At 68.4% G+C, this 25,323-nt stretch carries 22 protein-coding genes and 2 pseudogenes; 8 read left to right on the top strand and 16 right to left on the bottom strand.

The window, feature by feature from the left end:
* Positions 1-38 precede the first annotated feature (38 nt).
* The 3 genes from ON062_RS04930 to ON062_RS04920 all read left to right on the top strand — a co-directional run bounded on the left by ON062_RS04930 (position 39) and on the right by ON062_RS04920 (position 3,480).
* A complete protein-coding gene (locus ON062_RS04930) occupies positions 39-383 on the top strand; it encodes an AlpA family transcriptional regulator (RefSeq protein ID WP_274646027.1) in 345 nt (114 codons plus the stop codon).
* On the top strand, positions 373-1,578 hold the full coding sequence (locus ON062_RS04925) for a site-specific integrase (protein WP_274646026.1): 1,206 nt from the start codon (positions 373-375) through the stop codon (positions 1,576-1,578). The genes ON062_RS04930 and ON062_RS04925 overlap by 11 nt, the downstream gene beginning before the upstream one ends.
* A 714-nt stretch (positions 1,579-2,292) precedes the next feature.
* The gene (locus tag ON062_RS04920; protein ID WP_274646025.1) at positions 2,293-3,480 is read left to right on the top strand and encodes an MBL fold metallo-hydrolase; all 1,188 of its coding nucleotides are present in this window, start codon (positions 2,293-2,295) and stop codon (positions 3,478-3,480) included.
* 82 nt (positions 3,481-3,562) lie between these two features.
* On the opposite strand, the gene ON062_RS04915 is transcribed toward ON062_RS04920, so the two are convergent.
* The 6 genes from ON062_RS04915 to ON062_RS04890 form a co-directional block, all read right to left on the bottom strand.
* Positions 3,563-3,931 carry a hypothetical protein gene (locus ON062_RS04915; protein ID WP_274646024.1) on the bottom strand — a complete coding sequence of 123 codons (369 nt, stop codon included), beginning with the start codon at positions 3,929-3,931 and terminating at the stop codon, positions 3,563-3,565.
* 571 nt (positions 3,932-4,502) lie between these two features.
* Positions 4,503-5,087, bottom strand: a complete 585-nt coding sequence (locus ON062_RS13925) for a TetR/AcrR family transcriptional regulator (protein WP_274646023.1) — start codon at positions 5,085-5,087, stop codon at positions 4,503-4,505.
* A 55-nt stretch (positions 5,088-5,142) separates the two neighbouring features.
* Positions 5,143-7,125, bottom strand: a complete 1,983-nt coding sequence (locus ON062_RS04905) for an acetoacetate--CoA ligase (RefSeq protein WP_274646022.1) — start codon at positions 7,123-7,125, stop codon at positions 5,143-5,145.
* On the bottom strand, positions 7,122-7,730 hold the full coding sequence (locus ON062_RS04900; RefSeq protein ID WP_274646021.1) for a cupin domain-containing protein: 609 nt from the start codon (positions 7,728-7,730) through the stop codon (positions 7,122-7,124). Before ON062_RS04900 ends, ON062_RS04905 begins: the two co-directional genes overlap by 4 nt.
* 2 nt (positions 7,731-7,732) lie before the next feature.
* On the bottom strand, positions 7,733-8,740 hold the full coding sequence (locus ON062_RS04895) for a fumarylacetoacetate hydrolase family protein (RefSeq protein WP_274646020.1): 1,008 nt from the start codon (positions 8,738-8,740) through the stop codon (positions 7,733-7,735).
* A gap of 97 nt (positions 8,741-8,837) precedes the next feature.
* Positions 8,838-10,091, bottom strand: coding sequence for a substrate-binding domain-containing protein (locus tag ON062_RS04890; protein WP_274646019.1), 1,254 nt, complete (start codon positions 10,089-10,091; stop codon positions 8,838-8,840).
* 123 nt (positions 10,092-10,214) lie between these two features.
* On the opposite strand from ON062_RS04890, the gene ON062_RS04885 reads away from it, so the two are divergent.
* From ON062_RS04885 to ON062_RS13815, 4 genes and pseudogenes are all read left to right on the top strand, one after another.
* A complete protein-coding gene (locus ON062_RS04885) occupies positions 10,215-11,720 on the top strand; it encodes a sugar ABC transporter ATP-binding protein (RefSeq protein ID WP_274646018.1) in 1,506 nt (501 codons plus the stop codon).
* On the top strand, positions 11,717-12,676 hold the full coding sequence (locus ON062_RS04880; RefSeq protein ID WP_274646017.1) for an ABC transporter permease: 960 nt from the start codon (positions 11,717-11,719) through the stop codon (positions 12,674-12,676). Before ON062_RS04885 ends, ON062_RS04880 begins: the two co-directional genes overlap by 4 nt.
* Complete coding sequence (locus ON062_RS04875) at positions 12,673-13,704, top strand: ABC transporter permease (protein ID WP_274646016.1); 1,032 nt, start codon at positions 12,673-12,675, stop codon at positions 13,702-13,704. Before ON062_RS04880 ends, ON062_RS04875 begins: the two co-directional genes overlap by 4 nt.
* 31 nt (positions 13,705-13,735) lie before the next feature.
* A pseudogene (locus ON062_RS13815) lies at positions 13,736-13,840 on the top strand (3-alpha-hydroxysteroid dehydrogenase); the annotation flags it as partial.
* A 57-nt stretch (positions 13,841-13,897) separates the two neighbouring features.
* On the opposite strand, the pseudogene ON062_RS04865 reads toward ON062_RS13815, so the two are convergent.
* From ON062_RS04865 to ON062_RS04845, 5 genes and pseudogenes are all read right to left on the bottom strand, one after another.
* Positions 13,898-14,128: pseudogene (locus ON062_RS04865) on the bottom strand (FAD-dependent oxidoreductase); the annotation flags it as partial.
* Positions 14,129-14,230: 102 nt separating this feature from the next.
* On the bottom strand, positions 14,231-15,067 hold the full coding sequence (locus ON062_RS04860; protein WP_274646015.1) for a glucose 1-dehydrogenase: 837 nt from the start codon (positions 15,065-15,067) through the stop codon (positions 14,231-14,233).
* Positions 15,068-15,148: 81 nt separating this feature from the next.
* Positions 15,149-15,856: an EthD domain-containing protein gene (locus ON062_RS04855; RefSeq protein ID WP_274646014.1), complete on the bottom strand. Its 708-nt coding sequence runs from the start codon at positions 15,854-15,856 to the stop codon at positions 15,149-15,151.
* A gap of 9 nt (positions 15,857-15,865) precedes the next feature.
* Positions 15,866-17,155 carry an NADH:flavin oxidoreductase gene (locus ON062_RS04850; RefSeq protein ID WP_274646013.1) on the bottom strand — a complete coding sequence of 430 codons (1,290 nt, stop codon included), beginning with the start codon at positions 17,153-17,155 and terminating at the stop codon, positions 15,866-15,868.
* Positions 17,156-17,266: 111 nt separating this feature from the next.
* Entirely contained in the window at positions 17,267-18,145 is an 879-nt protein-coding gene (locus ON062_RS04845) for an SDR family NAD(P)-dependent oxidoreductase (protein ID WP_274646012.1), read from the bottom strand.
* Between the two features lie 101 nt (positions 18,146-18,246).
* On the opposite strand from ON062_RS04845, the gene ON062_RS04840 reads away from it, so the two are divergent.
* Positions 18,247-19,857, top strand: a complete 1,611-nt coding sequence (locus ON062_RS04840; RefSeq protein ID WP_274646011.1) for an FAD-binding oxidoreductase — start codon at positions 18,247-18,249, stop codon at positions 19,855-19,857.
* A gap of 41 nt (positions 19,858-19,898) precedes the next feature.
* Here the strand turns inward: ON062_RS04840 and ON062_RS04835 are convergent, their stop codons facing one another.
* From ON062_RS04835 to ON062_RS04815, 5 genes are read right to left on the bottom strand one after another with little or no spacing between them, the layout of a single operon-like run.
* Positions 19,899-20,873, bottom strand: coding sequence for a helix-turn-helix domain-containing protein (locus ON062_RS04835; protein ID WP_274646010.1), 975 nt, complete (start codon positions 20,871-20,873; stop codon positions 19,899-19,901).
* Between the two features lie 26 nt (positions 20,874-20,899).
* Positions 20,900-21,757, bottom strand: coding sequence for an ABC transporter substrate-binding protein (locus tag ON062_RS04830; protein ID WP_274646009.1), 858 nt, complete (start codon positions 21,755-21,757; stop codon positions 20,900-20,902).
* A complete protein-coding gene (locus ON062_RS04825; protein ID WP_274646008.1) occupies positions 21,739-22,737 on the bottom strand; it encodes a fumarylacetoacetate hydrolase family protein in 999 nt (332 codons plus the stop codon). The genes ON062_RS04830 and ON062_RS04825 overlap by 19 nt, the downstream gene beginning before the upstream one ends.
* Positions 22,738-22,743: 6 nt before the next feature.
* A complete protein-coding gene (locus ON062_RS04820; RefSeq protein ID WP_274646007.1) occupies positions 22,744-23,685 on the bottom strand; it encodes a VOC family protein in 942 nt (313 codons plus the stop codon).
* 9 nt (positions 23,686-23,694) lie between these two features.
* Positions 23,695-25,203 (bottom strand): bifunctional 3-(3-hydroxy-phenyl)propionate/3-hydroxycinnamic acid hydroxylase, encoded by a 1,509-nt coding sequence (locus ON062_RS04815; RefSeq protein WP_274646006.1) that lies wholly within the window; start codon positions 25,201-25,203, stop codon positions 23,695-23,697.
* Positions 25,204-25,323 lie beyond the last annotated feature (120 nt).

The raw sequence follows: 25,323 nt of genomic DNA, 5'->3' as shown, positions 1-25,323 counted from the left end.
CATCTGGTATTTCCTCCCTCTCATCCGAGGAGGGGAAATTGGCCGATTGGTCATTTATTCGCCACATTCGCGTTCGCGACAGCGTTCTGACGCGCGCGTCGCGCACGTGGATCGAGTCGTCTGGGTTGGCTTTGGCACGTCTGGTGCACCTCAGTGGCATGAAGGACTACGTCGCAGTCGGGTTGGACGAGGTGCTCACGACGAGCGAGCTCGCGGAGTATCTCGGCGTCAAGACGCAAGTGATCTACGACCTGCGCCGGACGGGAGAGGGGCCGCGGGGATTCCGCGTGGGCAAGGAGCTGCGCTACTGCGTTCCCGAGATCCGGGCGTGGCTCGAATCGCGGTCTGATCCGATGCGGGGGAGTGCTGAGAATGCCCGGTAGGCCGCGCACCGAGATCGGAACGTTCGGTGCGATCCGCACGATGAAGCTGCCATCCGGTGCCGTGCAGGCGATCTGCCGGTTCCGTGACTGGGATGGTCGGCTGCGCCCGGTGACGGCGTCGGCCGCGACGAAGGCGAAGGCTATCGCCGCGCTCCGTGTGAAGCTCACCGAGCGCGATCGCATCTCGGATACCGGACAGGCGGTGACGGCCGACACTCCCTTCCCGAAGCTTGCCGCACTGTGGCTCGAGGATGTCGAGCACGACCCGCGCCTGTCCGACGGCACGAAAGAGCAGTACGCCACGGAGGTGCGCACCCTTCTCATGCCGGCATGGGAACACATGATCCTCCGGGAGATGACGACGGCGCGGATCGACCGCTTCCTGAAGGCGCAGCTGTCCGCATCGCATTCGAAGGCGAGGTTGTCGCGTGTGCTGCTGAACCTGATCATGAAGTTCGCGATGCGGCACGACGCGATCCGCCACAACCCGGTCACCGGCTGCTCTCCACTGCCCAAAGCGACGCCGATGCCGAAGGCACTCACCATGGACGAGATCACGCGGATCCGCAGGGCGGCACGTGAGTGGCGCACCGAACCGGGGGTTCCCGGACCGAAGCCGGATGGCCAACTGCGCGAGATCATCGAGGTCATGCTCGGGAGTTCGGCGCGCATCGGCGAAGCGCTCGCGCTCCGCAGGTGCGACGTCGACATGACGGTGAGCCCACCGACCATTCACATCCGGGGAACCGTGGTCGTGCGGAAGGGGAGGGGAGTCCTGCGGCAGGGATGGCCCAAGTCGCACAAGTCCGACCGCGTCGTCGCGATCCCACAGTTCGCCGCCGAAGTCATTCGGCATCGTCTTGCGCTCATCGATGACAGCGATGCGGAGCACCTGTTGTTCTTCACGAAGCGTGGCACCCCCGTCACGCCGTACAACGCGCGGAGGATCTTCCGGCAGGTGCTCGAGGAAGCGGAGCTTGCTGGACGCGGCATCAAGCCGCATTCGTTCCGCAGGACCGTCGCCACGCTGATCAGCCAGGAGGCGGACGACCAGACCGCCGCGGAGGTGCTCGGTCACTCCGACGCCGCCATCACGCGGGCGCACTACATTGAGCGGAAGAGGCAGGCGAACCCGGAGACGGCCCGGATCCTCGAGCAGCTTTCGCCCTCGCGCGGCACCGACCTGCAGGCGTGAGGTCGCGGGTCGGAGCGGTGGTTGAAGCCGTCACGCGCGGGTGGGTCTACATCTGCCCTAACGTCAGTCGCTGACCGCCCTCACCCCGAGCCGACCGGGATGCGCGTGCGATTTCGGGCGAGTCCAACGCCTACCTGTGATCGCGGCCGTCCTGACGGCGATCGCTGCCGGACGGCTCTCCCTCGGGCGTGGCGATCAGTCGGAGGACCACCTCGAGAAGCGCGAGAACCGCGCGTGTACGCGTGCCTGGCGCTCCGCGAAGTGTGCTCGCGCCGGATGGTGTCGGCGGCGCTCGAATACTGGACGGTAACGCACGGCGGCGAAGGTGACCAGGATTCACCCGCCGCCGACAGATGGTTCGGACTGGTCGGCGCGAGCGGGATCGCGGGCCGTTGCGTGGCTGATCGTAGCACTGCGTGTGCCGGCTTCAGCGCCGAGAAGGACGCGGTGCCGGGCTGGTGGTTGACGTCTCGACCGGGTCGGGCACCGGCCGCGCATCTGCATCGACCCGACGGACGGCGTTCGCGGCATCCATCGAATGGTTTCCCGCGACGGTCTTAAGCATTTGCTCTAGAAACGAGCTTGCTACCGGTTCGGTATGTCGTACGCATCTCTTGTTGGCGATGGGGTGTTCTAAACGATACGGTTAGTATCGGATGTGGAGTGAGTCGATGCTGATCACCTCCGTCTAGCCCACTGAGAGAGGACACGAAGATGTGTGATGACGTCGGACAGCACGGCCAGGCAATCCACCCGACGCGGCGCTCGGTGTTGCGCACGATCGGGATCGGTGCGGCTACTGCGGTCGTATCGGTGGCGTCGCCCGCGGCGGCGAATGCGATGACCCGGTCGGCGACGGTGGTCGACCGATCGCACGGATCGCGGACCCGTCTGGTCTTGCTTGGCACGGCGGGCGGGCCGAACTGGGGTGGCGGCGGTAATCGTGCCGGCGTGTCGACGGCGATCGTCTACGACGGCCGGGTCTACATCGTCGATCTCGGGGTCGGTTCGCTGCGGAGGCTGTCGGAGAGTGGACTCGGTCCCGAGAGCGGGACGCTCAACCTGGTGCGGGGGGTCTTCTTCACGCACCTGCACTCGGATCACACCGCGGACTGGCCGACGATGTACACGACCGTCCACACGAACACCTTCGGGCGCACCGACCCGGACCCGATTCGCGTGTTCGGGCCGGGGGATCGCGGGACGCTCCCGCGAGTGTTCCCACCGAGTCGTCCTGCTCCGGCGGTCGTTGCTCCGGATTCCCCAACGCCCGGCATTGCGGGACTCACGCGCCGTCTCGACGAGGCGTTCGCCCAGGATCTGAACGATCGCGCGCGGGACAGCAACTTCCGTGCCCCGTCGAGCCTGTTCAGGGTGGAAGATATCGACCTCGCTGGCGTGTGGGATGTGGATCCGCAGGGTGTCCCGCCGCGACTGGCTGCGCCCATCGATGTGTGGGTCGACGGGGACGTCACGATAACGGCGACCCTCGTCGACCACCATCCGACGGCACCGGCCTTCGCGTACCGCTTCGACACCCCGGATGGCTCGGTCGTCGTCTCGGGTGACACGACCGTGAGTCAGAACCTCATCGATCTGGCGCGGGGGGCAGATTATCTCGTTCACGAAGTGATCGACCCGGCCTGGGTGGATCAGGTCGTTTCCCCTCTGCCCCCGGAGCAGGCAGGTCCGGTGCGGCAGCACCTGCTTGAGGCCCACACGACGATCGCGCAGGTGGGCGCTCAGGTCGCGCAACCCGCAGGAGTCAAGAATCTCGTCCTGTCGCACCTCGTGCCGAGCACGTCTGCCGACCGAGTGTGGAAGCCGGCGTCCAAGGGCTTCTCCGGAAAGCTGACAGTCGGGTCGGACCTGCTCATCCTTCCGGTTCGATCACGGGGATGAGCGCAGAGGGGGAAGTCAGCGATGAGCGGAGTTCAATTCGAGCCCTATCGTCGGAATTGATGGGCGTGCCGTCCGGAGCCGATCACACGCTCGGGCGGGTAGTGCCATGGACCGCTAGATCGAAGCCCGACGCGACGGAGTCGGCATCGAAGCTGCCGTCGCGAAACGGCAGTTGGAAGTAGATGGGCGCGTAGATTCGCTCTGCGAGTTCGTCGGGTGAGTAGTCGTCGCGGATTCCGGGGTTCGCTTTGAGCACCTCGACCACCCACTGGGGATCGGCGCCAGCCGCCTTCATTCGCATCGAGATTCTTGGTTCCATCTCGTTCAAGGGGTCGGCGCGTCCCGCTCGGCAGTAGTGGCACGCGGGTGAGATACCGAGCTGGTCGAAGTCGTCGGCGAGACGCTCATCTACCGCATCGACCAGATGGTGCGAGCGTGCGTCACGCCGCACCAAGTCGGAGCGAGGTCTCGGCCGCGGCGGCGTGCAGCAGCTCCAACAGCGGGCCCTCTAGAGAGGCGACGTCGTGGCGGGGAGGTCGCCACGGCGATGTTGATCGCGGATACCGCCGTCGCGTCGCGGCCGAACACGGCACGGACACCGACCGCAGGCTCGCGCGACCTCCTCGTCTTGGAGCGCATACTCCTGCGTGCGTGTCACGGCGAGCCGCTCCCGCAGCTCCTCCAGTGACCGTGCCGCGCTCGGGCCGCGGCTCGCGTCTGACTTCGTGGCCCGGCCCACAGGTGAGTAACGTTCCCGGTAGCGATGGAGGCTTGGATGCTTCCCGCGGGCCTGCGCAACGGTGTCAGCGGCAACATCGGGCGCGTGATGTTGCGGACGCGTCGACTTCGCGAGCTCATTCTCCGCTCTTGAAGATGGAGGATGTCGCGGAGACATCGTCCTCGAGCTTGAGACACCCACAGCCCCAGAGCCAGCATGGAAGGCGAAGTGCTCGTCGCTGTGGAGGACGTCAACCGCGCCCACTTGCGAAGTGCGGCGCGCGAGGATCGGGTGCAGCAGTCGTTCAGGCGCTGGGACGGGCGATCCCGTGGAGCGCGAGTTCGAATCCCGCCGCGATGCTCTTGGCGTCGAAGCTGCCTTCGCGGAACAGCAGTTGGAAGTAGATGGGCGCGTAGATCCGCTCGGCGAGCTCGTCCGGCGAAAAGCCGTCGCGAATGGATCCTTCGGCGATGGCTCGTTCGATCACCCGGTTGACCACCTCGCGGCGCGGGCGCCAGAACAGTGTCTTGAACGCCTCAAGGGTCGTGGGGTCGTACTGGCTCTCCGCGATCAGCTGTGCCATGAGGCGACCCTCGTGCCCCGAGTACACTTTCGCGAGCGAGATAACGTGCTCGCGGAGCGCGTCCACGGGAGGCAGATCATCTCTCAGGGTCGTGTGGAGAATGTGGTTCTCCAGGAATGTGTCGATGATCACGGCGGCCTTGCTGGGCCACCATCGGTAGATCGTGGTTTTGCTCACGCCGGCCTCGCGCGCGATGCGCTCGATCGACAGCTGCTGCACCGACATCGAATCCGGTCCGCGCTCGTCGAGGAGCTTCATCGTCGCCTGGAGGATGGATTGCCGGCTCTGTTCGCTGCGAATCGCCACGAGTCGACCCTAGATCCTGTTCGTTCGATACGAAACGTTCATCGAGGCGCGCCGCCTATCGATCCGTTCCAGGGGCGGCGGCCTTCTCGCGAGCGAAGGCCGCATAGCGATCCAGGAGCGCGGGATCGTCGACAGCGCCCCGGTCTACCACATCCTCGAGTGGACTGCCCTGGAGCATGCGCTTTACAGGCACCTCGAGCTTCTTCCCGGTCTTCGTATGAGGGATCCCAGGCATGACAACGATGTCGTCAGGCAGATAGCGAGGTGACAGATTCGATCGGATCGCCGCGCGAACGGCAGCCCGGGCATCGTCGGCATCCGCCCCGGGAGCGAGCGCGACGAACAGCGGCATGTAGTACTCGGTGCCCCGCTCCGCCCCGACGATCATCGCCTCGGCGATCTGCGGGAGTCCCTCGACCGCCGCGTAGATGTCGGCGGATCCGAGACGGATGCCGTTGCGGTTCAGCGTCGAATCCGACCGTCCGTGAATCACGATGCCCTGCGGTGAGAACTCGATGAAGTCGCCGTGCCGCCACACCCCGGGGAAAGTCGAGAAGTAGCTCTCGCGGTACCTGAGGTTTTCGGGATCGCCCCAGAATCTCAGGGGCATCGACGGGAGGGGCGCCGTCACGACAAGCTCGCCACGTCCGGGCGCCGGCTCACCGTCGGCGCCCCATGACTCGACGCGCACGCCGAGCGCCGGAGCCTGGATGTACCCCACGCGAACCGGGAGTGTCGGGACCCCGCCGACGAAAATCGAGGCGATGTCCGTTCCACCGCTCTGCGACGTGAGCCAGACATCCCCGACCGCACGATAGACCCACCGGTACCCGTCAGCGGACAGCGACGAGCCCGTGACCGTGATCACGCGGAGATCGGACAGGTCGTGTTCGCGGGCGGGCTCGAGGCCGGACTTCGCGCACGCATGCACGAAGCCCGCCCCTACGCCGAGCACGCTGACCTTCTCGTCGGCCGCAACCTGCCAGACACGGTCCAGGTCGGGGTAGGTGGGGTTGCCGTCCAGCAGGACGATGGTCGACCCGACGCCCAAAGCCGCGACCAGGCCGTTCCAGACGACCCAGCTGGTGGACGCGATCGTGAGGACGCGATCGCCCGGTCGGATGTCGTCGTGGATGCTGCAGAGCTTCAGCTGCTCCAGCAGTGCCCCGCCGTGACCGTGCACGATCCCTTTCGGGATGCCGGTCGTGCCTGAAGAGAACAGCACCCATAGCGGGTGGTCGAAGTCGACGTCGGCGAAGTCGGGCTCGGCGACGACGCGCACTGCATCCGCCCAGTCGCAGGAGTCCGGGACCGAGTCGATGGGTCTCGCGCTCGTGTGGCCGGTCACCCATACGACGTGCTCGACCGATGGGAGCCCAGTCAGCACCTCGGTCAGCTCCGTCTCGCGGTGCCTGTCGGTGCCGCCCAGCTCGTAGCCGGGCACGGCGATCAGTACAACGGGCTCGAGCTGCGCGAAGCGCGAGACGATGGCTCCCGGGCCGAACTCGGGTGCGCATACCGACCACACCGCGCCGATCGAGGCGGTCGCCAGCAGGGCGATGACGGCTTCGGGGATGTTCGGCAGGATTCCGACGACCCGGTCGCCCGCGCCGACCCCGTGGGCTCGCAGATGAGCGGCGAATGCCGCGACATCGTCTCGCAGCTCGGCGAACGTGACCTCAGAGCGCTCGCCGCTCTCGGTCAGCGCAACGATGGCGGTTCCTTCGTGCGCGGCGAGCAGCTCGCGCGCGTAGTTAAGCTGTCTTCCGGCGAACCAGCGCGTGTCGGGCATCGCGTCGTCGCTGCGCACGGGGCCGGCGGTCCCGCCCATCTTCACGCCGGCGAAATCCGCCCACTCCGACCAGAATCGTTTGGGCTCGTCCACCGACCATCGCCACAGATCTTCGTAACGGTCTCCGAGCTCGATGCCGCGGTCGCCGAGGGCTCCCGTGAAGCGCGCGATGTTCGTCTGCGTCCGCAGTGCCGGATCGAGGCGCCAGATGACCTCGCCGACGGCGGCTTCCGCATCGACGATCACAGTCGCTTCGATTCCGCCGGGATACCGCGGCGCCGCGAGGCGATCTCGTCTGCCGACACGGGCTCGGTGCCGATGAGCACGAACGCCACACGCGCGATGCGGTCGGTGCGATTCGACCAGGCATGGCTCGTCGCGCGCTGGATCGCGACGTCGCCCGCCCGGAGGGTCGCTTCGCCGTCATCGACGAGGAGCGTGATCTCACCCTCCAGGACGATCGCGTAGTCGAGCGAGTCGGTGCGGTGGAACCAGAAGTGCCGTCCGTTCGAGTGCTTCGCTCCCTCGGCGGCCTCCGCCTTTCCGTCGATCTCGTCGAAGATGCGGTCCTGTGCATCGCTCGGGTAGGCGGCATCCGGCGGGAACTCGGCGATGCGGAAGACGGTCTCACCGACGCGCGGGAAGTTGGGGATCGGTGAGCCCTCGCCGACCGGATCGCCGTCGGAGACATGATCGACGGGGTGGCCGCTCAGCCACGGAACGGCAGCGCCGAAACCAGGGATCACATCCGAGGTGAATGAGTTGGGGGCGATGTCGTCGATCAGGATCACGGCGTGGCCGCGATCGTCGTGGCCGGTGACCACGCGCCGCACGCGAGGAGCCTCCGCCACGGTCACGCCTCCTCGAACGGGTACGGCTGGGGAGTGGGCCACCATGTCGGGGTCTCCTTCTCCGCGGCGATCGGGGAGCGCAGAACCCCGACCCGTTCCAGTTCGAGTTCGAGGACGTCTCCCGGCTGGAGGAAGCGGCGCAACTCCGCGCCGGCGCCGAACGCCATCGTCCCGGACCCGATCAGGTCGCCCGGCTGCAAGCCGTCCAGCTGAGACACGTATGACACGGTCTCCTCCGGCGTCCAGATGAAGTCCTCGACCTTCGTGTCCGACCAGACTTCGCCGTTCACCCGGACCTGCCCCCTCAGGCCGATGATCGAGGGGATCTCATCCATCGTCACGATCCAGGGGCCTATCCCGTAGGCGAAGTCCTTCGAGTGCTGCGCGCCCATTCCGATGGGGCTTTCGAGCACCTGAACGTCGCGCAGGCTGAAGTCGTTGAAGATCGTGATGCCGAAGACGTGCTCGAAGGCGTTCTCGGGGGTGATGTTGCGCCCGGCGCGCCCGATGACGTACCCGATCTCAAGCTCGTAGTCGAGCTGCTCGGTGATGCTCGGGTAGGGGATCGTCTCGTTCGTGCCGTAGAGCGTGGCCGTGGACCCCTTGAAGAACCCGGGCCGCTCGTAGACGGCCCGCGTGGGCTTGGACTTCATCACGTTGCCGAAGAAGTTCTTGATGTGCCCGTTGAAGGTCAGGCTGTCGCGAAGGACCGGGGGCTTGATCGCGGCGACGAAGGAGGCGTCGGCGAGGGCGAGCGATGCGTCGTCCGCCGCAGTCAGCGCGTGATGCGCAGCCTCGAGGAAGAAGTCGCCGGTCGAGATGCCCTGCGTCAGGTCGCGGAAGATCGCGTGGGCGAGGTGTCGTGCTCCGTCGGTCGTGGCGCCGGTGCGCTGCAGCGCGAGCGCATACGCGCGCTTGAGATCGACCACGCGGCCGTTCTCGGGCTCCGCGGCGACGACGCGGACCTCGGGCCCGTCGGGGGATTCGACGGTGATGCGTCCGAGCTTCATGGTGATCCTTCCTCAGATCATGCAAGCGATACGCTACGTATTGTATCGCATTGGGTAAGGAGAATGGGTGGGCGGTCAGCGCCGCCCACCCCTCGCTCTACTCGGCTGTCTGCGGGCCGAGTTCCGGGTTGTTGAAGAACTCGGCGACCTGGTCATCCGTGAGGTAGACGCCGTCTACGGTCAGGTCGGTTCCGTCCGACTCCGACCAGGACGGGTCGACGACGTCCGCGATGTTGCTCTGATCGACCACGTACGGACCCCACACGACCTGGTTCACCTTGGGTCCTGCGCCGGCGAGCACCTTCAGTCCGATCTGCGCGGCCACCTGCGCGGCGGGGATCGGGGGAGTCGCCGTGCCGAAGTACGCGTAGTCGGGGGTCGCGGCAGCGTACGCGGCCATGCCCTGCGACGCGTTGATGTCCTGAATCGGCGGCACCGGCAGTCCGGCCTGCTGGAACGCGTCGCGGATCGCCCAACCCATCGAGCCGGCCTGGAAGACGGCATCCACGCCCGCGGGGTTCGTCGCGAGGTACTGGACGACGGCCTGCTGCGCGGCCGGAGGCTGGAAGAAGCCCTGCACCTGGCCGGCGATCGAGACGTCGGGGCACAGTTCGAGTGCGTTGGCGATGCCGTCCTCCCAGAACAGCTGCGGCGGGATGCCGGGAACGCCGTCGACCTGGAGGATGGTGCCCTTTCCGCCGATCGCGCCGAGGATGCCGGCCGCGGTCTCCATCGCCTGCAGGTTCGAGTTGTTCGCCAGGCTGATCGCGTAGGGGCTGTCCAGGGGCACCACGGTCGAGATGACCGGGATGCCGGCGTCATATGCCTGCTTCACGAGGTCCACCGCCGCCTCGGGGGCGGCCGGGTTCAGGAAGATGATGTCGGGCTTGAGCGACAGCGCCTGGTTGAACATCTGGATCTGGCCGGGGACGTCGGTAGGGTCGTTGGGAGCGAGGTTGGCGACGACCTCGACATCCTGCGCCTCGAGCGACTCGAGCAGCTGCGCCTGGAAGGTGGCGATGTACGGGGCGGCGGGAGCCTGCCCGACGATTGCGGCGGTGAAGCCCTCGGTCTTGTCGGACTTCCAGTCCGCCCAGGCGGACTCCTGGATCTCGATGTCGTAGGCGTTGTAGCCATCCTGCAGCTCGGCGCTCAGGCCGTCGAGCAGGCCGTTCGGGTCGTTGGCTCCGAGCTGGGGGATCGAGCCGCAGCCCTCTGCGGCAGGAGTCGTGGCGGATTCGGTGGGCGTTCCGGTCGATGACGACGAACATCCGGCGAGCGCAAGGACTCCGATGGTGGCGAGGGCTGTGGCGACGGTTCCCATCCGAGCCACGCGTGTGGGCTTCAGCATGTGTGCATCTCCTCTTTGAGTGGGCGCATCCGTTGCGCCAATTCAGGATAGACACATTCGATACGGTTCGTCTAGTATCTGATCAGGGCCGCGACGCGGTGGGAACTCGATGAGGAGTACGGGATGTCTGGTGCCGATGACGGGCTGCGGCTCAGCGGGATAAGCAAACGCTTCGGCGCGACGCGCGCACTCGTGGATGCCGAACTCGACCTGCACCCGGGCGAGGTCCACACTCTTCTCGGCGAGAACGGCTCGGGCAAGTCCACGCTCGTCAAGATCATCGGCGGCGTCCACAGCCCCGATACGGGATCCCTCACGCTGGACGGTCAGGCGCTCACCCTGCGCAACCCGCGGCAGGCGAACGGCCGCGGCATCGCCGTCGTCTTCCAGGAGGTGCTGACGGCGACGAGCCAATCGGTCCTCGACAACATCTGGCTCGGGACCGACGGGGTCTTCTCGCGCCGTCTCGGCCGCGCCGCGCAGCGCTCCCTCGCCGCGGAGACGCTCGGCCGCCTCATCGACGGCATCGACCTGGACGCGCCGGCCGGCGACCTGTCGCTGTCCGAGCGACAGGCGGTGTGCATCGTGCGGGCGCTCGTCCGTGAGCCGGGGATCCTCGTCCTCGATGAATCGACCGCGGCGCTGGATGTGCAGACCCGTGACCGGCTCTTCGCGGAGATCCGTCGGCTCACCTCCCACGGCGTGAGCGTCCTGTTCATCTCGCACCGCATGGACGAGGTCCAGGAGATCTCCGACCGGGTCTCGGTGCTGCGCTCGGGCCGGACGGTCTCGACCGTCGATCGCGATTCGCTGTCGGTGGAGCGTCTCATCGCGGATATGACCGGCACCAGCGGAGTGCTGGAACGGATCACCCACGATCGCCCCCTCGGCGACGCCACGCTCCGGGTGGAGGGGGTCCGGCTCACCGCCCACGCCGACCCGATCGATCTGACCCTGCGCGCCGGCGAGCTCGTCGGAATCGCGGGGCTGGAAGGACACGGCCAGGACCTGTTCCTCAAGCGGCTCGCAGGAGTCGCGGAGGGCCCGGGCAGCGTGATCCGGGTGCTGAGCCCCGACATCCCGGTGCGCTCGGGGAACGGCGCGAGGCTCGGCGTGGCGTACCTTCCTCGGGAGCGGCGGGGCGAGTCCCTGTTCGAGTCGATGTCGATCCGCGACAACTTCGCCCTGCCCACGCTCGGTGCGGATCGGCGCGGACCGCTCCTCAGCGCGAAGCGCATGCGCGAGCGGTTCACCGAGTTCGTCTCCGCGCTAAGCATCCGGCTGGGTACACAGGAGGACCCGATCTCCAGCCTGTCCGGCGGAAGCCAGCAGAAGGTGGTCCTCGCCCGCTGGCTTGCGACCGACCCGCGCGTGCTGCTGCTGAACGACCCGACGCGCGGCGTCGACATCATGACGAAGCGGGAGATCTACGCGACGCTGGACCGACTGTGCGCCGACGGGATGAGCATTGTCATGCTCTCCAGCGAAGTGGAGGAACTGGTCGAACTCGTGGACCGGGTGCTGGTCTTCCGCGACCAGGCGGTCTTCGCGGAGATCCCGCGGGAGCAGCTCACGAGTGAAGCGGTCGTCGCGGCCTACTTCGGCCAGCAGATCGGACAGGCAGCATGAGCCGGGTCCTCGCCTTCTTTCAGCGCCGCAGGTGGGCCTTCGCCCTCCTGCTCACGCTCATCCTGCTCGTGATCAACCTGATCGTGAGCCCCAGCTTCCTCTCGCCGGAGCGGCTTCCGGCGACGCTGGCGACCCTCGCGCCCTTCGTTCTCGTCGGATTCGCCTCCACGCCGTCGATCCTCTCCGGGGGGATCGACATCTCGGTCGGACCCCTGGCCACACTGATCAACTGCCTGTTCATCGCGGTCCTCCTGCCGGCCGGGTGGGGGGAGTGGTACATCGCCGCGCCCATCCTGCTCGTCACCGCCGCCGCTGTGGGGACGGTCACCGGGATTCTGGTGGCCGTCGTGCGGCTGCATCCGGTCGTCGCATCGATCGGTGTGTTCTTCGTGCTCGTCGGGCTCTCGGTCACGATCTCCAAGCAGCCCGTGTCGGCACCGGCGAACTGGACCGATGCGCTCGCCGGTTCGTTCGGCTGGTTCCCGGCGGCGGCCGTCACGATGGGCGTCGTCGCGCTGGCCTGGTTCGGACTGCGCCGCACCGCGTACGTCAGCAACCTCCTCGCGACCGGAGAGAGCGACATCTCGGCGTTCGGATCCGGAGTGAACGTGACCGTCGTCCGCGTCCTCGCCTACACGATCGGCGGGCTGTTCGCCGGTGTCGGGGGCATCGCCCTCTCGGCGCTGCTGCAGTCCTCGCAGTCGGGGCTCGCCACGACGTACGCGCTTCTCGGGATCGCCGCCGCCGTGCTCGGCGGCGCGAGTCTGGGCGGCGGTCGAGGCGGTCTGCTCGGCACATTCCTCGGAGCCGTCGTGATCTACCTGGTGCAGCAGCTGCTGACCGCGGCAGGCGTGCAGCCGAGCCTCATCCAAGTCACCTACGGACTCGTGCTGGTGGTCGGCGTCCTCCTCGGGGCGACCCTCCTCAAGCCGCGACTGATAAGGAGTCGTGCATGACCGATCCATCCACCGGCGTCACCCGATCGCTCACGGTGCCGCAGCCCCCCGCGCGGGGATGGGCCCGGGTGCGGCGCTGGGCCGTCGAGACCCCGTTCGTGCAGGTGCTCGTCCTGATCGTGCTCGTGGCGGTCCTCGTCGCGCTCATCCCGGCGTTCGCGGCCAGACCGCAGGCCGCGGTCGCGATCCTGGTGCTGGCGTCACTGCTCGCTCTGGCGGCGATGGGGCAGACGCTCGTCGTGATCCTGGGCGGAATGGACCTCGCGGTGGCGGGGTACATCCTGTTCGGGGCGATGATCGCCTCGAATGCGACCAGCCGGCTGGGGTGGTCCATCTGGTTCGCGCTCCTGGTGACCGTCGGCGTCTGCGGCGGGATCGGTGCGCTCGTCGGCTGGCTGTGCCATTGGCTGCACATCCAGCCGCTCGTGCTCACGCTCGGCGTCGGAGCGATCCTCGCGGGCGGTTCGATGTTCATCGTGAACGGCGACTACAACGGCCAGCCGCCGCAGGAGCTGCGCTCGCTCGCCCAGCTCACCGGAACGACCTTCGGTGCGCCGATTCCCCCGATCATCCCGATCGTGGTGATCCTGGGAATTCTCGTCTGGCTCCTCCTCTCACGCACCGCGACCGGCCGGAAACTCTACGCCACCGGTGTCAATCCCCGCGCCGCCGCGCTCACCCGTGTGAACACCGGGGCGATCTGGACCGGGGTGTTCGCCCTGTCGGGCACGCTCGCCGGAATCGCCGGGATGTTCATCGCCGCGTTCGGCGCAGGGTGGGCGCAGGGCACCGGCGATCCCTACCTGTTCTCGGGGCTGGCAGCGGTCCTCGTCGGCGGAACGACCTTCGGGTCCGTCCGCGGCAGCTTCACCCGCACCGCGCTCGGCGCGCTGATCCTGACGGTCGTGGCGACGATCATCACCAGCCGAGGGCTTGCTGAAGCGCAGAGCCGGATCGTCTACGGCATCATCATCCTCGCTGTCGTCGCGCTCTACGGGCGTGAGCGTCACGTGCGGGATCGCTTCTGATGCCCCGGCTGCGGATGACGGCGCGCGCGCAATGACCGGCAGACTCGCGGACAAGGTCGCGCTCGTCACGGGCGGGGCAGGCGGGATGGGGGAATCCCATGCGCGCGCGATCGTCCGCGAGGGCGGCCGCGTGGTGATCGCCGACGTGGACGACGCGCACGGTCGGCGCCTCGTGACGGAGCTCGGAGCCGCAGCGACGTTCGTGCACCTTCGCCGGCACCCACATCCCCGCCCCGGACTTCGCCGACGTGCCGCCGATCGCATGCGCCTTCTCGAGCAGGACGACCCGTGCGCCGCCCTCGGCGGCCATGATGCCCGCCGTGAATCCGGAGGCGCCGCCTCCGACGACGATCACGTCCGTCTCGTCGGCCCAGGCATCGATTGTCGACGCGGATACCGTCGGGGAATGTGTGGATGCTGGCATGGTCGACTCCTCATCGAGTAGGGATCACCGCGCAGGTGATGACCGTCACATCAGAAACGATACGTTTCGAGTATGATGACGTCCTTCGTGTCGGTCAAGGGGTCATTCGGCGAGGAAGTCCGCCACGGCGCTGAAGACGTCCGTCGCGGCGGCGCCGGCGTAGACGACCGTCGCACCTCCGTCGACCGGGAGCACGATGCCCGTGACGAACGTGGAGGCGTCGCTGCCGAGCCACAGGGCGGCCTCCGCGATGTCCTGCGGAAGCCCGAGGCGCCCGATGGGCTGCAGAGGGCCATGCCGTTCATCCAGGAACGCGGCGAACTCGTCGGCGCGCTCAAGCGGCACTCCGAAGCTCCTCGCCATGATCGGCGTGCGGATGATCCCGGGCGCGATCGCATTGACCCGGATGCCGTGTCGTCCGAGCTCCGCGGCGGACTGTCGGGTCACGCCGATGACGGCGTGCTTAGCCACCGTGTAGCCCGCGGTGCTCCACCCGCCCTGCACGCCGGCGGAGCTCGCCGTGTTGACGATCGACCCGGGGCCGCCCCGCGCGGTGAACTGCCTGGCCGCGTGCTTGGTCCCGAGGAGCGCCGACCGGGCCAGGAGCGCGAGCGTGCGGTCGAAGCCCTCGGGGCCGAGCTCGAGCACGGAGGCGGGATCGCCCGGTGCGCCGGCATTGTTGAACATGATGTCGAGCCGCCCGAACGCGTCGACCGCCGCCGTCACCGCCGCGGCGATATCGGCCTCACTCGTCACATCGGTGTGCACGTAGCGCAGGTGATTCGGGTGGGCCTGCTGCAGCTCGCCTCCGTGGGCGTCGTCGATGTCGGCGGCGACCACTCGCGCGCCCTCGGCGACGAACAGCTCGGCGGCCGCGCGGCCGATGCCGCTCGCCGCGCCCGTGATGACGGCGACCTTGCCGTCGAGTCTTCCTGCCATGGCATCCTCCTCGGGTCGTCGTCGAGCGGGAGGTGTCCGCGGACGACCGCGCGGACACGCCGGTGGATGTCGGGAGAGTCGTCAGACCGCCGCGACCGGTCTGGTCAGCACCGCGCGCGAGAACCCGGGATTCGTGAACGTGACTTCGTCGGGCGCGAGAACGCGGCGGTAGTGCTCGCTGGCGAACTCCTCCTCCAGTGCGCCGATCGATGCGAACGTGAGCGCCCCGATGCCGTCCGCCAGAGCCCGGTCGAGCCTCGTGGTCACGGGGGTGGGTGCCGGCGTGTCTTCGAGGCGGAGGAGTCGCTCCCGGGTTCCCGGGCCGCTCAGTGCGAGACGGGCGTGCTCGCCGGTCCAGTGATCGACGAACTCGGCCACCCGCAGACGACGGGCCGCGACCGGCAGCGTGAGCACCTTCACCGCGTCGGCGGGCACGGGGCTCGGAGATTCCCAGAGCAGTCGGGGAGCGCCGCCGATCGCGGTCGGCCGATTCTGCAGCAGCGGCATCCTCCGCGGCAGCCACTCGTCGCTGAACTCGTGCGAGACGATCCAGTCGGCGGCGTCGTTCTTGCGTTCCCACCAGGTCTCCACGGCGGCGTCGAACGGCGCCTCCTGCACGCCCTCGATCGGCACCCGACCGGCCAGCGGCGCGTCGAACGCGATGTCGACGAAGCCCTCGGCGGCGATGCCGTCGCTGCGGTCGAGGGCGGTCCACGCGTCGACGAACGCATCCGCGTCGAGCCCGTCGCGAGAGCGGAGCAGCAACACCATCTTGAATGCGGGGTTCATCATCCGTCCTCAGTGCTTCGGCTTGGGTGCGGCTTTCGCCGCGACGTCGGCGATCTTCATCAGCAGCGCATTGCCCGCAGCCCAGACGAAGACGTTCTGCAGGGCAGTGGAGCGTTTCGCCCCGGGATCTTCGCGTCCCATCTTGGGGTTCTTGTGACACGCGACCGGGATGTTCGTCATCAGGCGCCGCATGCACGAGTTCGCGTGGTCGCACCAGACGATGTCGCCCTCGCGGCCCTCGATCACCTTGTTCGCGTAGTCCGGATCGGCGAGCAGCTGACGGGCGAGCATCGTCGCATCGGCGTGACCGGCGCTGATCGCATCGGCCGCCTGCTGGGGGTCGGGCGTGCTGGAGAGGAACAGCGGGATGCCGCCGACCGCGGCCCGGAACGCCTGCGGCTCGCCGTGCGCGAGCATGTTGCCCGATCGCGAGGGCACGTTCTCGGCCATCGATTCGTAGTTGGCCTCGCTGAGCGAGATGAAGTCCACTCCGGCCGTGACGATGTGCGCGGCGACCTCGGCGAATCCTTCCGGACCCTGACCCCCCGGCATGTGGTCGTTCACGCTCATGCGGATGCCGACCGGATAGTCCGGCCCGACCTCGGCGCGCACGGCGGCGACCGCGTCGCGCAGCGCCCGCGCACGGTTCTCGGCGCTCCCGCCGTACTCGTCGGTGCGCTTGTTGGCCAGGGGCGACAGGAACGACGAGTAGAAGTAGCACATGTGCGCGCCGATCTCGACGCCGTCGAATCCCGCGTCCTTCGCGCGGCGGGCGGCCGAGACGACGTCGGCCTGCACCTGGGCGATGTCGTCCGCCGTGGCCTCGGTGGGCGGTGGGGTCACCCGGCCGCCGGGGACGTAGACGTGGTCGGGGAAGCCGGCCGCGCCGAGGACGACGGGCTTCGGACTCGCGGCGATCGGATGCGCACCGTTTCGCGGCACCCCCATCCGGCCGAAGCTCGGGAAGATCTGGGCGAAGATCGCCGCACCGGCGTCGTGCACGGCATCGACCATGCGGGCGAGGTCGGGGACGAACTCGTCCTTGTCGAAGCGGACGTTCGGGAAGAAGGGGGACTCGTTCCAGGCGCGTTCGCTGGCCACGGCGCCGCCGACGAACACGAGCCCGACGCCGCCGCGCGCGCGACGGCGCAGAAACGCGATGGATTGCGGGCTCGGCCTGCCGTCCTCGGTCGGGCGCAGGACCGCCATGGGTCCGAGCAGGATGCGGTTCTTGATCTCGAGCGAATTGATCTTCAGCGGCGAGCCGAGCACCGCGCTCGCCGTGGTGTGCGTCTGCATGGACGAACCCTCCTTTGGGCTGTTCGCATCCGAGGTGCGTGCGAGAAAGTATACGCTACGCACCGTATCGAAAGAGAAGTGATGGTCTGAGAATCGAGCGGGCGAGCAGGGTCACATGATGGCGCCGGCACCCCCGTCGACGTCGAGGTTCACGCCGGTGACCCATCGCGCTTCGTCGGAGGCGAGATAGAGCCCCGCGTACGCCACGGCGACGGGGTCGCCCGGTCGCCCGTCGATCGTGCGCTCGACGACCGAGCGCACCGGCGCGCGCTCGCCGAACTCCTCGATCATCGAGAGCACGGGAGGCGTCGCCATCACGCCGGGGCTCACACAGTTGACGCGCACGCCGTCAGCGACGCCCTCGGCGGCGAGTTGGCGGGTGAGCGCGATCACCGCGCCTTTCGCCGCCGCGTGCGCGGCCTGCGAAAGCGACCTCACACCGTGGCTGCCGGCGCCCGAGCCGATGTTGACGATCGCCCCGCGGGCCTGGGCGAGATGAGGCCAGGCGGCTTTCGAGGCGAACCACACCAGGTCGAGCTCGTTGCGCATCGTGAAGCGGTAGTCGTCCTCGCTCATCTGCGCGAACGGCGCGAAGCGCGGCAGGCTCGCGTTGTTGTACAGCACGTCGATGCGGCCGTATCGGGCCGCGGCATCGCCGATCCATCGGTCGACCTCGGCGGGGTGGGCCAGATCGACCGGCGTCGTCGCGTCGATCGCATGCCCGTCCGCCTCGACGAGCCGCACCGTCTCGGCCGCGTTCGCCTCGTCGACATCGCTTCCGACCACCACCGCGCCCTCGCGCGCGAACAGCCGTGCGGTCACGCGGCCCATTCCGCCGCCGATCCCGGTCAGCAGGACGACCTTGCCGGCCAATCGCCCATCGTTCATGACGTCTCCTCCGCTCACGTGCTCCGGAGCCCGCGCTGCGCGAGCCCACACGACGGTGAACCCTTCGGGGCCGGCATCCGTCGTGTCGTGCAGTTCGTGCACAGTTCTGTGCCGTGGCTGTACGGCTGCCTGGTGCTCCGCATGCGGCGGCCGAAAGTGAGAGCGGATCCCGCATCCCGAACACATCGAAGGAGATGATGACGATGAGCGACATCACCGCGGTCACCCGACCGCTCCCGCCCGGCGTCGACGCCGCCGAGCTCGACGCGGCGCTCGCCGCATTCGCCGAGGCGATCGGCGCAGACAAGGTGGCGACCGACGCCGCCGCCCTGCAGGACTTCCAGGACCCCTATCAAGTGCCCGGCGCGGCGACGAACGTGCCGTCGGCGGTCGTGAGCCCGACGTGCGTCGAGGACGTGCAGGCGATCGTGCGCATCGCGAACGAGTTCCGCATTCCGCTCTGGCCGATCAGCCGGGGCAAGAACAACGGCTACGGCGGCGCGGCGCCGCAGGTGCGCGGTTCGGTCATGCTCTCGTTCCGCGAGATGAACAAGGTGCTCGAGATCAACGAAGAGCTCGGCTACGCGATCGTCGAGCCCGGCGTGAGCTGGTTCGACCTGCACGACGCGATCGAGGCCGGCGGTCACGATCTGGTCGCGTCGATCGTCGACATCGGCTGGGGCGGGGTCGTGTCGAACACGCTCGAGCACGGCCTGACCTACATGCCGTACTCGATCGACCAGGCGTCGCACTGCGGCTTCGAAGTCGTGCTGCCCGACGGCGACCTCATGCGCACCGGCTCCGGCGCGATGGACGACAATCCCACCTGGCCGCTGTACAAGCGCGGGCTCGGGCCGACCTCGACCGAGCTGTTCATGCAGTCCAACTTCGGCATCGTCACGAAGATGGGGTACTGGCTGATGCCCAAGCCCGAGATCTACCTGCCGCTGTGGCTGCGAGTCTGGGACGACGCGCAGATGCCCGCCGTGGTCGACGCGCTGCGCGAACTCATGCTCGCCGGGACGATCGACATGCGGCCGCAGCTGTCGAACACGCTCATCATGGCGTCGATGACCACCGCGCGTGCCGAATGGTACGACGGCGCGGGCCCGATGCCGGAGGAGATCATCGACGCGATCGCGAAGGAATTCGGGTTCGGCCGGTGGATGATGCGCTTCGCGCTGTACGGCGACGAAGCGGTCGTGGACCACAACTTCGCCAGGCTCAAGGCGCGCTTCCTGCAGATCCCGAGCGTCGAGCTGTGGGGCGAGAAGCACACGGCGGACGAGTGGGAGACGCTGCCGAACCCGCACGAACGCGTGCAGATCGGGGTGCCGAGCCTCGACCTCTACAAGATGGCCGGATGGTCGGGCGGCGACGAGGGCGGGCACGTGGACTTCTCGCCCGTCATTCCGCTCACCGCGTCGCACGCGCGACAGGCGCAGCAGCTCTTCAAGAGCATGTGCGAGGATGCCGGGCTCGACTATCTGGGCGGGATGCTGCCGATCAACGCACGGGCGACGACGTTCATCAACGTGATCCCGTTCGACACGAAGAACCCGGCGCAGGTGGAGTCGGCATACCGCCACGCGAAGGCGATGGTCGCTCGCGCGGGCAAGCTCGGATACGGCGAATACCGCGCGCACCTGTCGTTCATGGATCTCGCGGCCGATCAGTTCGGCTTCAACGACCACGCCGTCCGTCGCTTCAACGAGACGCTCAAGGACACGCTCGATCCGAGTGGCGTCATCGCGCCCGGCAAGTCCGGCATCTGGGGCTCGCGGATGCGGGCGGAGGGGTTCCCGCTGTCGTGACGCGCGCGGGGCGCCCCGTCCGCCGTGCGGAGCGGGGCGCCTCACGCCGAGAGGGGCATGGCGCGCAGCTCCCGCGGTGCGCAGCCGTAGCGCTCCCGGAACGCCCTGCTGAAGCTCGCCGGGTGGCGATAGCCCCATCGTGCCGCGACGTCGGCGATCGGGCTCGTCGGTGAGCTGCGCAGGTCCGCCGTCGCGCCCTCGAGTCTGCGATCGCGGATCCATTCCGACACTCCGGACCCTCCCGCCGCGAACAGCTTGTGCACGTACCGGGTGGAGACGAAGTGCGCGGCCGCGAGGCGCTCCGGTCCGAGATCCGGCTCGTGCAGGTGCGCGAGCGCAAACCGCTGCATCCGGCCGAGGAGCCCGCTCGAGGACGAGTGTGCCGCAGGAGGCTCGGCGATGAACGACGTGCGCAGGAGGGGCAGGATCATCTCGGCGGCAGCCTCCGCCTGATCGGCGGGGAGGCCGGCGCCGCCCGCGGCGGTGCGCGCCACGCCCGCGAGGAACGGCGCCGCGACCCGCGCGAGTGACATGCCCGCATGGGTCGCGGTCGTGGCGCTGCGTGCGGCGATGTCAGCGGCGCCGATGCCGATGAACCACCGCGGGATGCTGAAGACGAGCACTTCGAACGCCGATCGGCCTTCGAACGCGGAGGGTCGCGACGTGTCGTGACACGCGATGTCACCCGGGGCCATCACGCACGACCGGTCCTCCTGTTCGAGGCGCACGGCTCCGCGCACGAGAAGGTAGAGCAGGATGCTCTCGGGGTCCCCGGCGGCGATCATCCGGGACGTACGGAGCACACGGTGCGGGTGCCCCTGGATCGCGCCGACGGAGATCGCACCCACGTCGCCGACCGCGAGGCGCGCGTCGAACGAGGGCGCCGTGACCGCGTCCACCTGCATGGGGAAGAAGCGTTCCGCGATCCCCGCGGACCAGTAGTCGGGGCGGTCCGACGGCGCGACACGCCGCGTGTCGAGCGCGGTGAGGGTGGGTGAGTCGGCAGGGGATGACATGTGACTCCTCGTCGAATCGGCGTGCGTCACACCGCGATGTGCAGCGGTGCGGGGTCGTGGAGATCCTCGAGGCGGATGCCGGGCGGCAGCAGCCCGAGCTGCGCGCGGATCCGCGTCAGGAGGTCGAGCCCGCCGGGATCGACCGCGAGGGTGCGCGGCCGGCTCGCCCACGCGGCGGCGGACGCCGCGCCGAAGCCCGCGCGCTCGAGCAGGTCCTCGCCGTCGGCATCCGTCATCGCTTCGCACGACTCGATCGCGAGCCGCAGCGCGCGGAGGTACGCCGAGAGCTCGGGCGATCCGATCAGCTCGGCACGCACGACCAGTCCCTGGCCCGGGTAGGCGGGCAGCGCTTCCGCCACCGTGGCCAGCAGCGGCGCACCCGCCTCGTGTGCGGCGACGTCGAAGGGCGGCCCGAGCAGCGTGGCGTCGACGGTGCCCGAGAGCAGGGCATCGAGGCGCTCCTTCACGCCGCCGACCTCGACGTACCGCGCGGTGATGCCCGCGCCTTCGAACAGGTAGCGTGCGACGAGCGCGAAGCCGTTGGCGGCGGCATCCACCGCGAACCGGCTCCCGTCGAGATCGGTCAGGCGTTGCGCGGGGCGGTCGGCGGCGGGCGTCGCGTAGACGCCGAGCGGTGTCGTCGCCTCCATCTGGGCCACGAGCCGCACGTCGGCGCCCGCGGGAGTCCACGCGAAGAGGTTGTCGATCGCGGTGACGCACACGTCGATGTCGCCAGCGAGCAGCCCGGCGAGCTGCTCAGGGCTGCCGGTCGTCCGGCGCGTCTCGAGGTCGATGCCGTCGAGCAGCCCGAGTTCGCGTGCCGCGATGAGCGGCACCGGGGGGACGAACTGACTCTGACGGAGGCTCATCTGCTCGCCTGCCACGGCGGGAGCACGCCCGTCGCGCCGCGGACGACGTTGCGCTGCATGCCGAGACCGGCGATCTCGGCCTCGATCACATCGCCGTCGGTCAGGAAGCGCTTCCAGTGCGAGCCGTTGCCCGCCGGCGACCCGGTGATGAGCAGATCACCCGGCTGGAGGAGGGCGACCGACGAGGCGTAGCTGATGAGGGCCAGCACATCGAACGCCAGGTCTGCGCTGGTGGCATCCTGCATGAGCTGTCCGTTCAGGCGCAGCTGCATCGCAAGATCGCCCGGCTCGGCGACGAATCGTGCCGGCACCAGCAGCGGGCCGGTGGGGAAGAAGCCCGGCTGGTTCTTCGCACGGAACCAGTCGGTGCCGATCTTGGCCATGTCGTCGCGGGGGACGAGGGATCTCGCGGTCAGATCGTTCACGACCGTGTACCCGGCGACGTACTGCAGGGCCTCGGTCGTGCTCACCCGGTGCGCGGGACGGCCGATGTACACGCCGAGCTCGAGCTCCCAATCCACGTCGGTTCCGACGTCGGGCAGCTGGATGTCGTCGTAGGCCCCCGATACGGCGGACGGAAGACCCGTCCAGACGTAGGGGTCGCCCGTCCGCACGCGCTCGTCGATCTCGGCCGCCGCCTCGATGCGCAGCGCTTCGGGGGACGCGCCCTCGGAGCCGAGTCCGTGGGCGACGCTCATCTGGATGATGTGCTCACGGTAGTTCGCGCCCGCCGCGATGACCGGGCCGACCGGCTGCACCGGGGGGAGCACGCGTCCGCCCTGCGCCACGATGTCCTCGAATCGACACAGCGGCTCGGGTTCGTGCGCGAGGTATTCGGTCAGCGCATCGAGATTCCGGTCCCAGTCCGCGAATAGATCCGCCGTCCGCGCGACGCGGGGGAGAGAGGTGCGGATGTCGTAGACCGCGTCACCGGCGACGACGCAGGGAATGATTCCGCCGGCGAGTTCGACGGAGGCGATGGCGAAAGAAGTCATCGCGGATCAGACCGGCGGAGCCTTGAACAGGTGACGGTCGTCGGAATCGTTGAACATCTCCTTCGTGATGAACTCGTCCATGTCGCCGCCGGTGCCCCACAGATCGGAGGTCTCGGGCTCCTCGACGTTGTAGATGTGGGGGTGCCACGAGTCCTCGTCGAGCTCTTCGAGCTCGGTCGTGAGCTCCATCGTGTTGCCGTTCGGGTCGATGAAGTACGTGAACGTGTTGTCGCCGGCCCGGTGTCGTCCGGGACCCCAGATCTTGCGGTAGCCCGCACGGATCATCCGGCCGCTGCCGAACATGTACTCGTCGATTCCGCGCATCTCGAACGACGCGTGCTGAAGGGATGCGTGCGGGCCCCGGGCGATCGCCATCGAGTGATGCTGCGAGCTGCACCGCATGAAGTAGAAGAGATCGCCCGCGTGCGGATGGTTGAGGGTGTCGGAGAGCCGGAATCCGAGGTGCTTCTCGTACCAGGCGCGCATCGCTTCGGGCTGGTTCGAGTTGAGCACCACGTGCGACAGTCGTACCGGGATCGCCTCGCGGCGCTCGATCTTGCGGTGCTGGCGCGCCTCGACGTCCGCCGAGACCTCGACGGTGCGGCCCTCGAGGTCGAAGAAGCGGAACCCGTAGCCTCCGCCGAGCGTCTGCAGGTCCGTCGGCTCGAACACGAGCTGCACGCCCGCGGTCGCCAGCTTCTCGGCGAGCGCATCGACGGACTCGCGGTCGGCGGCGCCGAACGCGACGAGGTCCAGTCGCTTGTCGGCCGAGCGCCGCACCCGCGTGGTGTACTGCTCGGGCGAGCCCTCCGCGGCGAAATAGACGACATCGCCGTCGTCGTGCTGGACGGTCAAACCCCAGTAGTTCTTGTAGAACTCGACCTGCTTCTCGAAGTCGGGCACGGCGATGTCGAAATGCCGGATGTGGGTGATGGGACTGAAGGACATGACGTTCTCCTAACGCGATTCGGCTGCGAGGTCGACGGTGGTGGAAAGAGAGGGGATGAGCAGCAGGAGCCGCTCGAGCTCCGCAGCGGTCTCGGCGACGCCCAGGATGTAGTGGTCCGGCCGCAGTACCGCCGCGCGGCTGCCGATCGTCTCGAGCAGCCAAGAGATCTTCGCGGGATCGAGCAGCGTGACGGTGTCGGGGTCTTCATCGAGTGCGCGGCGCAGCGGTCCGGAGAGCCCGTCGTACACGGAGTGGTCGGCGGCGACGAGGAAGTGGGCGCCGACCATGTCGTCGAGCCGGGTGCCGTCGGCAAGGATCGGCTGCGGGCCGAGCCGGCCGCCGCCGGAGTCTTCGCCGGTGTGCAGACCCGGGCCGAGCGCGGGCGGTTCGGGCACCGCGGACGCGCCCGGGTTCGCGCGGATGTACTCGTCGCGACCGTGTGCGACGTTCGGGTCGGTCGTCTGGATGATGACGGCCTGATTGGCGGCCGTCTCCACCCAGAAGGTCGCGTGCGGCTTGCGCTCGCTCTCGTACGTGTCCAGCAGACTCGGGTCCGCAACGCCGCGCGCGACGAGGTCCAGCTTCCAGACGAGGTTCGCCACGTCGCGGATGCCGGCGCACAGGCCCTGCCCGAACAGCGGCGGCGCCTGGTGGGCGGCATCCCCCGCGAGGAAGATGTTGCCCTGGCGCCACTTCTGGGCGATGCGGCCGCGGAACGTGTAGATCGCCTGCCGATCGGGCGTGAACTTGTCGGCCGGCAGCGCGCCGCGGCTGATCCGTTCGACCGCGGCCGGAGTGACGATCTCGGCGGGGTCGTCGTCGGGCATGAGCATGAACTCCATGCGCACGCGGTCTCCCGGCAGTCGCAGCCACAGCGCCGGGCGGGTGTGTCGGCCGAACTGGATCATGTCGGGTTCGTATCCCGGCGCGTCGACGAGCCGGCCGTCGACGACGAGCCACTGCATGTCCTCGCCGTACTTGTCACTCTCGATGCCGAGCGCGTGCCGGATCTCGGAGCGTGCCCCGTCGGCGACGATCGCCCAGCGTGCGCGCGTCGTGCCGACAGTGCCGTCGCCGTCGACCGTCGTCACCACGACCCCGCCGTCGGCATCCGCCACGTCGGTGACCTTCACGCCGCACCGCAGTTCGATGCCCGGCGTCTGGGCGACGACCTCGCGCAGCAGATACTCGATGTCGGGCTGGTGGAAGCTGATGTGGTCATTCCAGCCCTGCTCGCCGATGCGGTCGGTCGGGGCGTGCACCAGGACCTCGCCGGCTTCGTTGACGATGGCGACATCCCGCATCGGGATCGTGACCTCTTGGAACCTCGTCGCGACGCCGAGCCCCTGCAGTGTGCGCATCGTCTCGCCGTCGAAGTGCACGGCGCGCGCGGTGGGCCAGAGCTCGGCATCCTTCTCGAAGGCGATCGCGGTCAGGCCAGCTCGCCCGCACAGCGCGAGGGCGGTGGTCCCGACGGGACCTCCTCCGACCACCACGACGTCGACGTCGATGTTCACAGAAACACTCCTTCGTGTTCGGTACGGCTCGTATCGCTTTGCGATCAAGAGCTTCCGCGTCCCACTATGCCGCTGTAGCTGTCATCTGGGAACAGGCGGAAAGGTATAACCGCCATCCGA

The sequence above is a fragment of the Microbacterium sp. C7(2022) genome, assembly GCF_028823665.1.
Lineage (GTDB): Bacteria > Actinomycetota > Actinomycetes > Actinomycetales > Microbacteriaceae > Microbacterium.
Note: the sequence above shows the minus strand (reverse complement) of the source record. Positions and strands in the feature narration are given on the sequence as shown.

Excerpts from the sequence above, each read along its gene's own strand:
- ON062_RS04925 (WP_274646026.1), top strand. The coding sequence starts at position 373 with ATGCCCGGTAGGCCGCGCACCGAGATCGGAACGTTCGGTGCGATCCGC.
- ON062_RS04920 (WP_274646025.1), top strand. The coding sequence starts at position 2,293 with ATGTGTGATGACGTCGGACAGCACGGCCAGGCAATCCACCCGACGCGG.
- ON062_RS04895 (WP_274646020.1), bottom strand. The coding sequence starts at position 8,740 with ATGAAGCTCGGACGCATCACCGTCGAATCCCCCGACGGGCCCGAGGTC.
- ON062_RS04890 (WP_274646019.1), bottom strand. The coding sequence starts at position 10,091 with ATGCTGAAGCCCACACGCGTGGCTCGGATGGGAACCGTCGCCACAGCC.
- ON062_RS04885 (WP_274646018.1), top strand. The coding sequence starts at position 10,215 with ATGTCTGGTGCCGATGACGGGCTGCGGCTCAGCGGGATAAGCAAACGC.
- ON062_RS04880 (WP_274646017.1), top strand. The coding sequence starts at position 11,717 with ATGAGCCGGGTCCTCGCCTTCTTTCAGCGCCGCAGGTGGGCCTTCGCC.
- ON062_RS04875 (WP_274646016.1), top strand. The coding sequence starts at position 12,673 with ATGACCGATCCATCCACCGGCGTCACCCGATCGCTCACGGTGCCGCAG.
- ON062_RS04860 (WP_274646015.1), bottom strand. The coding sequence starts at position 15,067 with ATGGCAGGAAGACTCGACGGCAAGGTCGCCGTCATCACGGGCGCGGCG.
- ON062_RS04855 (WP_274646014.1), bottom strand. The coding sequence starts at position 15,856 with ATGAACCCCGCATTCAAGATGGTGTTGCTGCTCCGCTCTCGCGACGGG.
- ON062_RS04850 (WP_274646013.1), bottom strand. The coding sequence starts at position 17,155 with ATGCAGACGCACACCACGGCGAGCGCGGTGCTCGGCTCGCCGCTGAAG.
- ON062_RS04840 (WP_274646011.1), top strand. The coding sequence starts at position 18,247 with ATGAGCGACATCACCGCGGTCACCCGACCGCTCCCGCCCGGCGTCGAC.
- ON062_RS04835 (WP_274646010.1), bottom strand. The coding sequence starts at position 20,873 with ATGTCATCCCCTGCCGACTCACCCACCCTCACCGCGCTCGACACGCGG.
- ON062_RS04825 (WP_274646008.1), bottom strand. The coding sequence starts at position 22,737 with ATGACTTCTTTCGCCATCGCCTCCGTCGAACTCGCCGGCGGAATCATT.
- ON062_RS04820 (WP_274646007.1), bottom strand. The coding sequence starts at position 23,685 with ATGTCCTTCAGTCCCATCACCCACATCCGGCATTTCGACATCGCCGTG.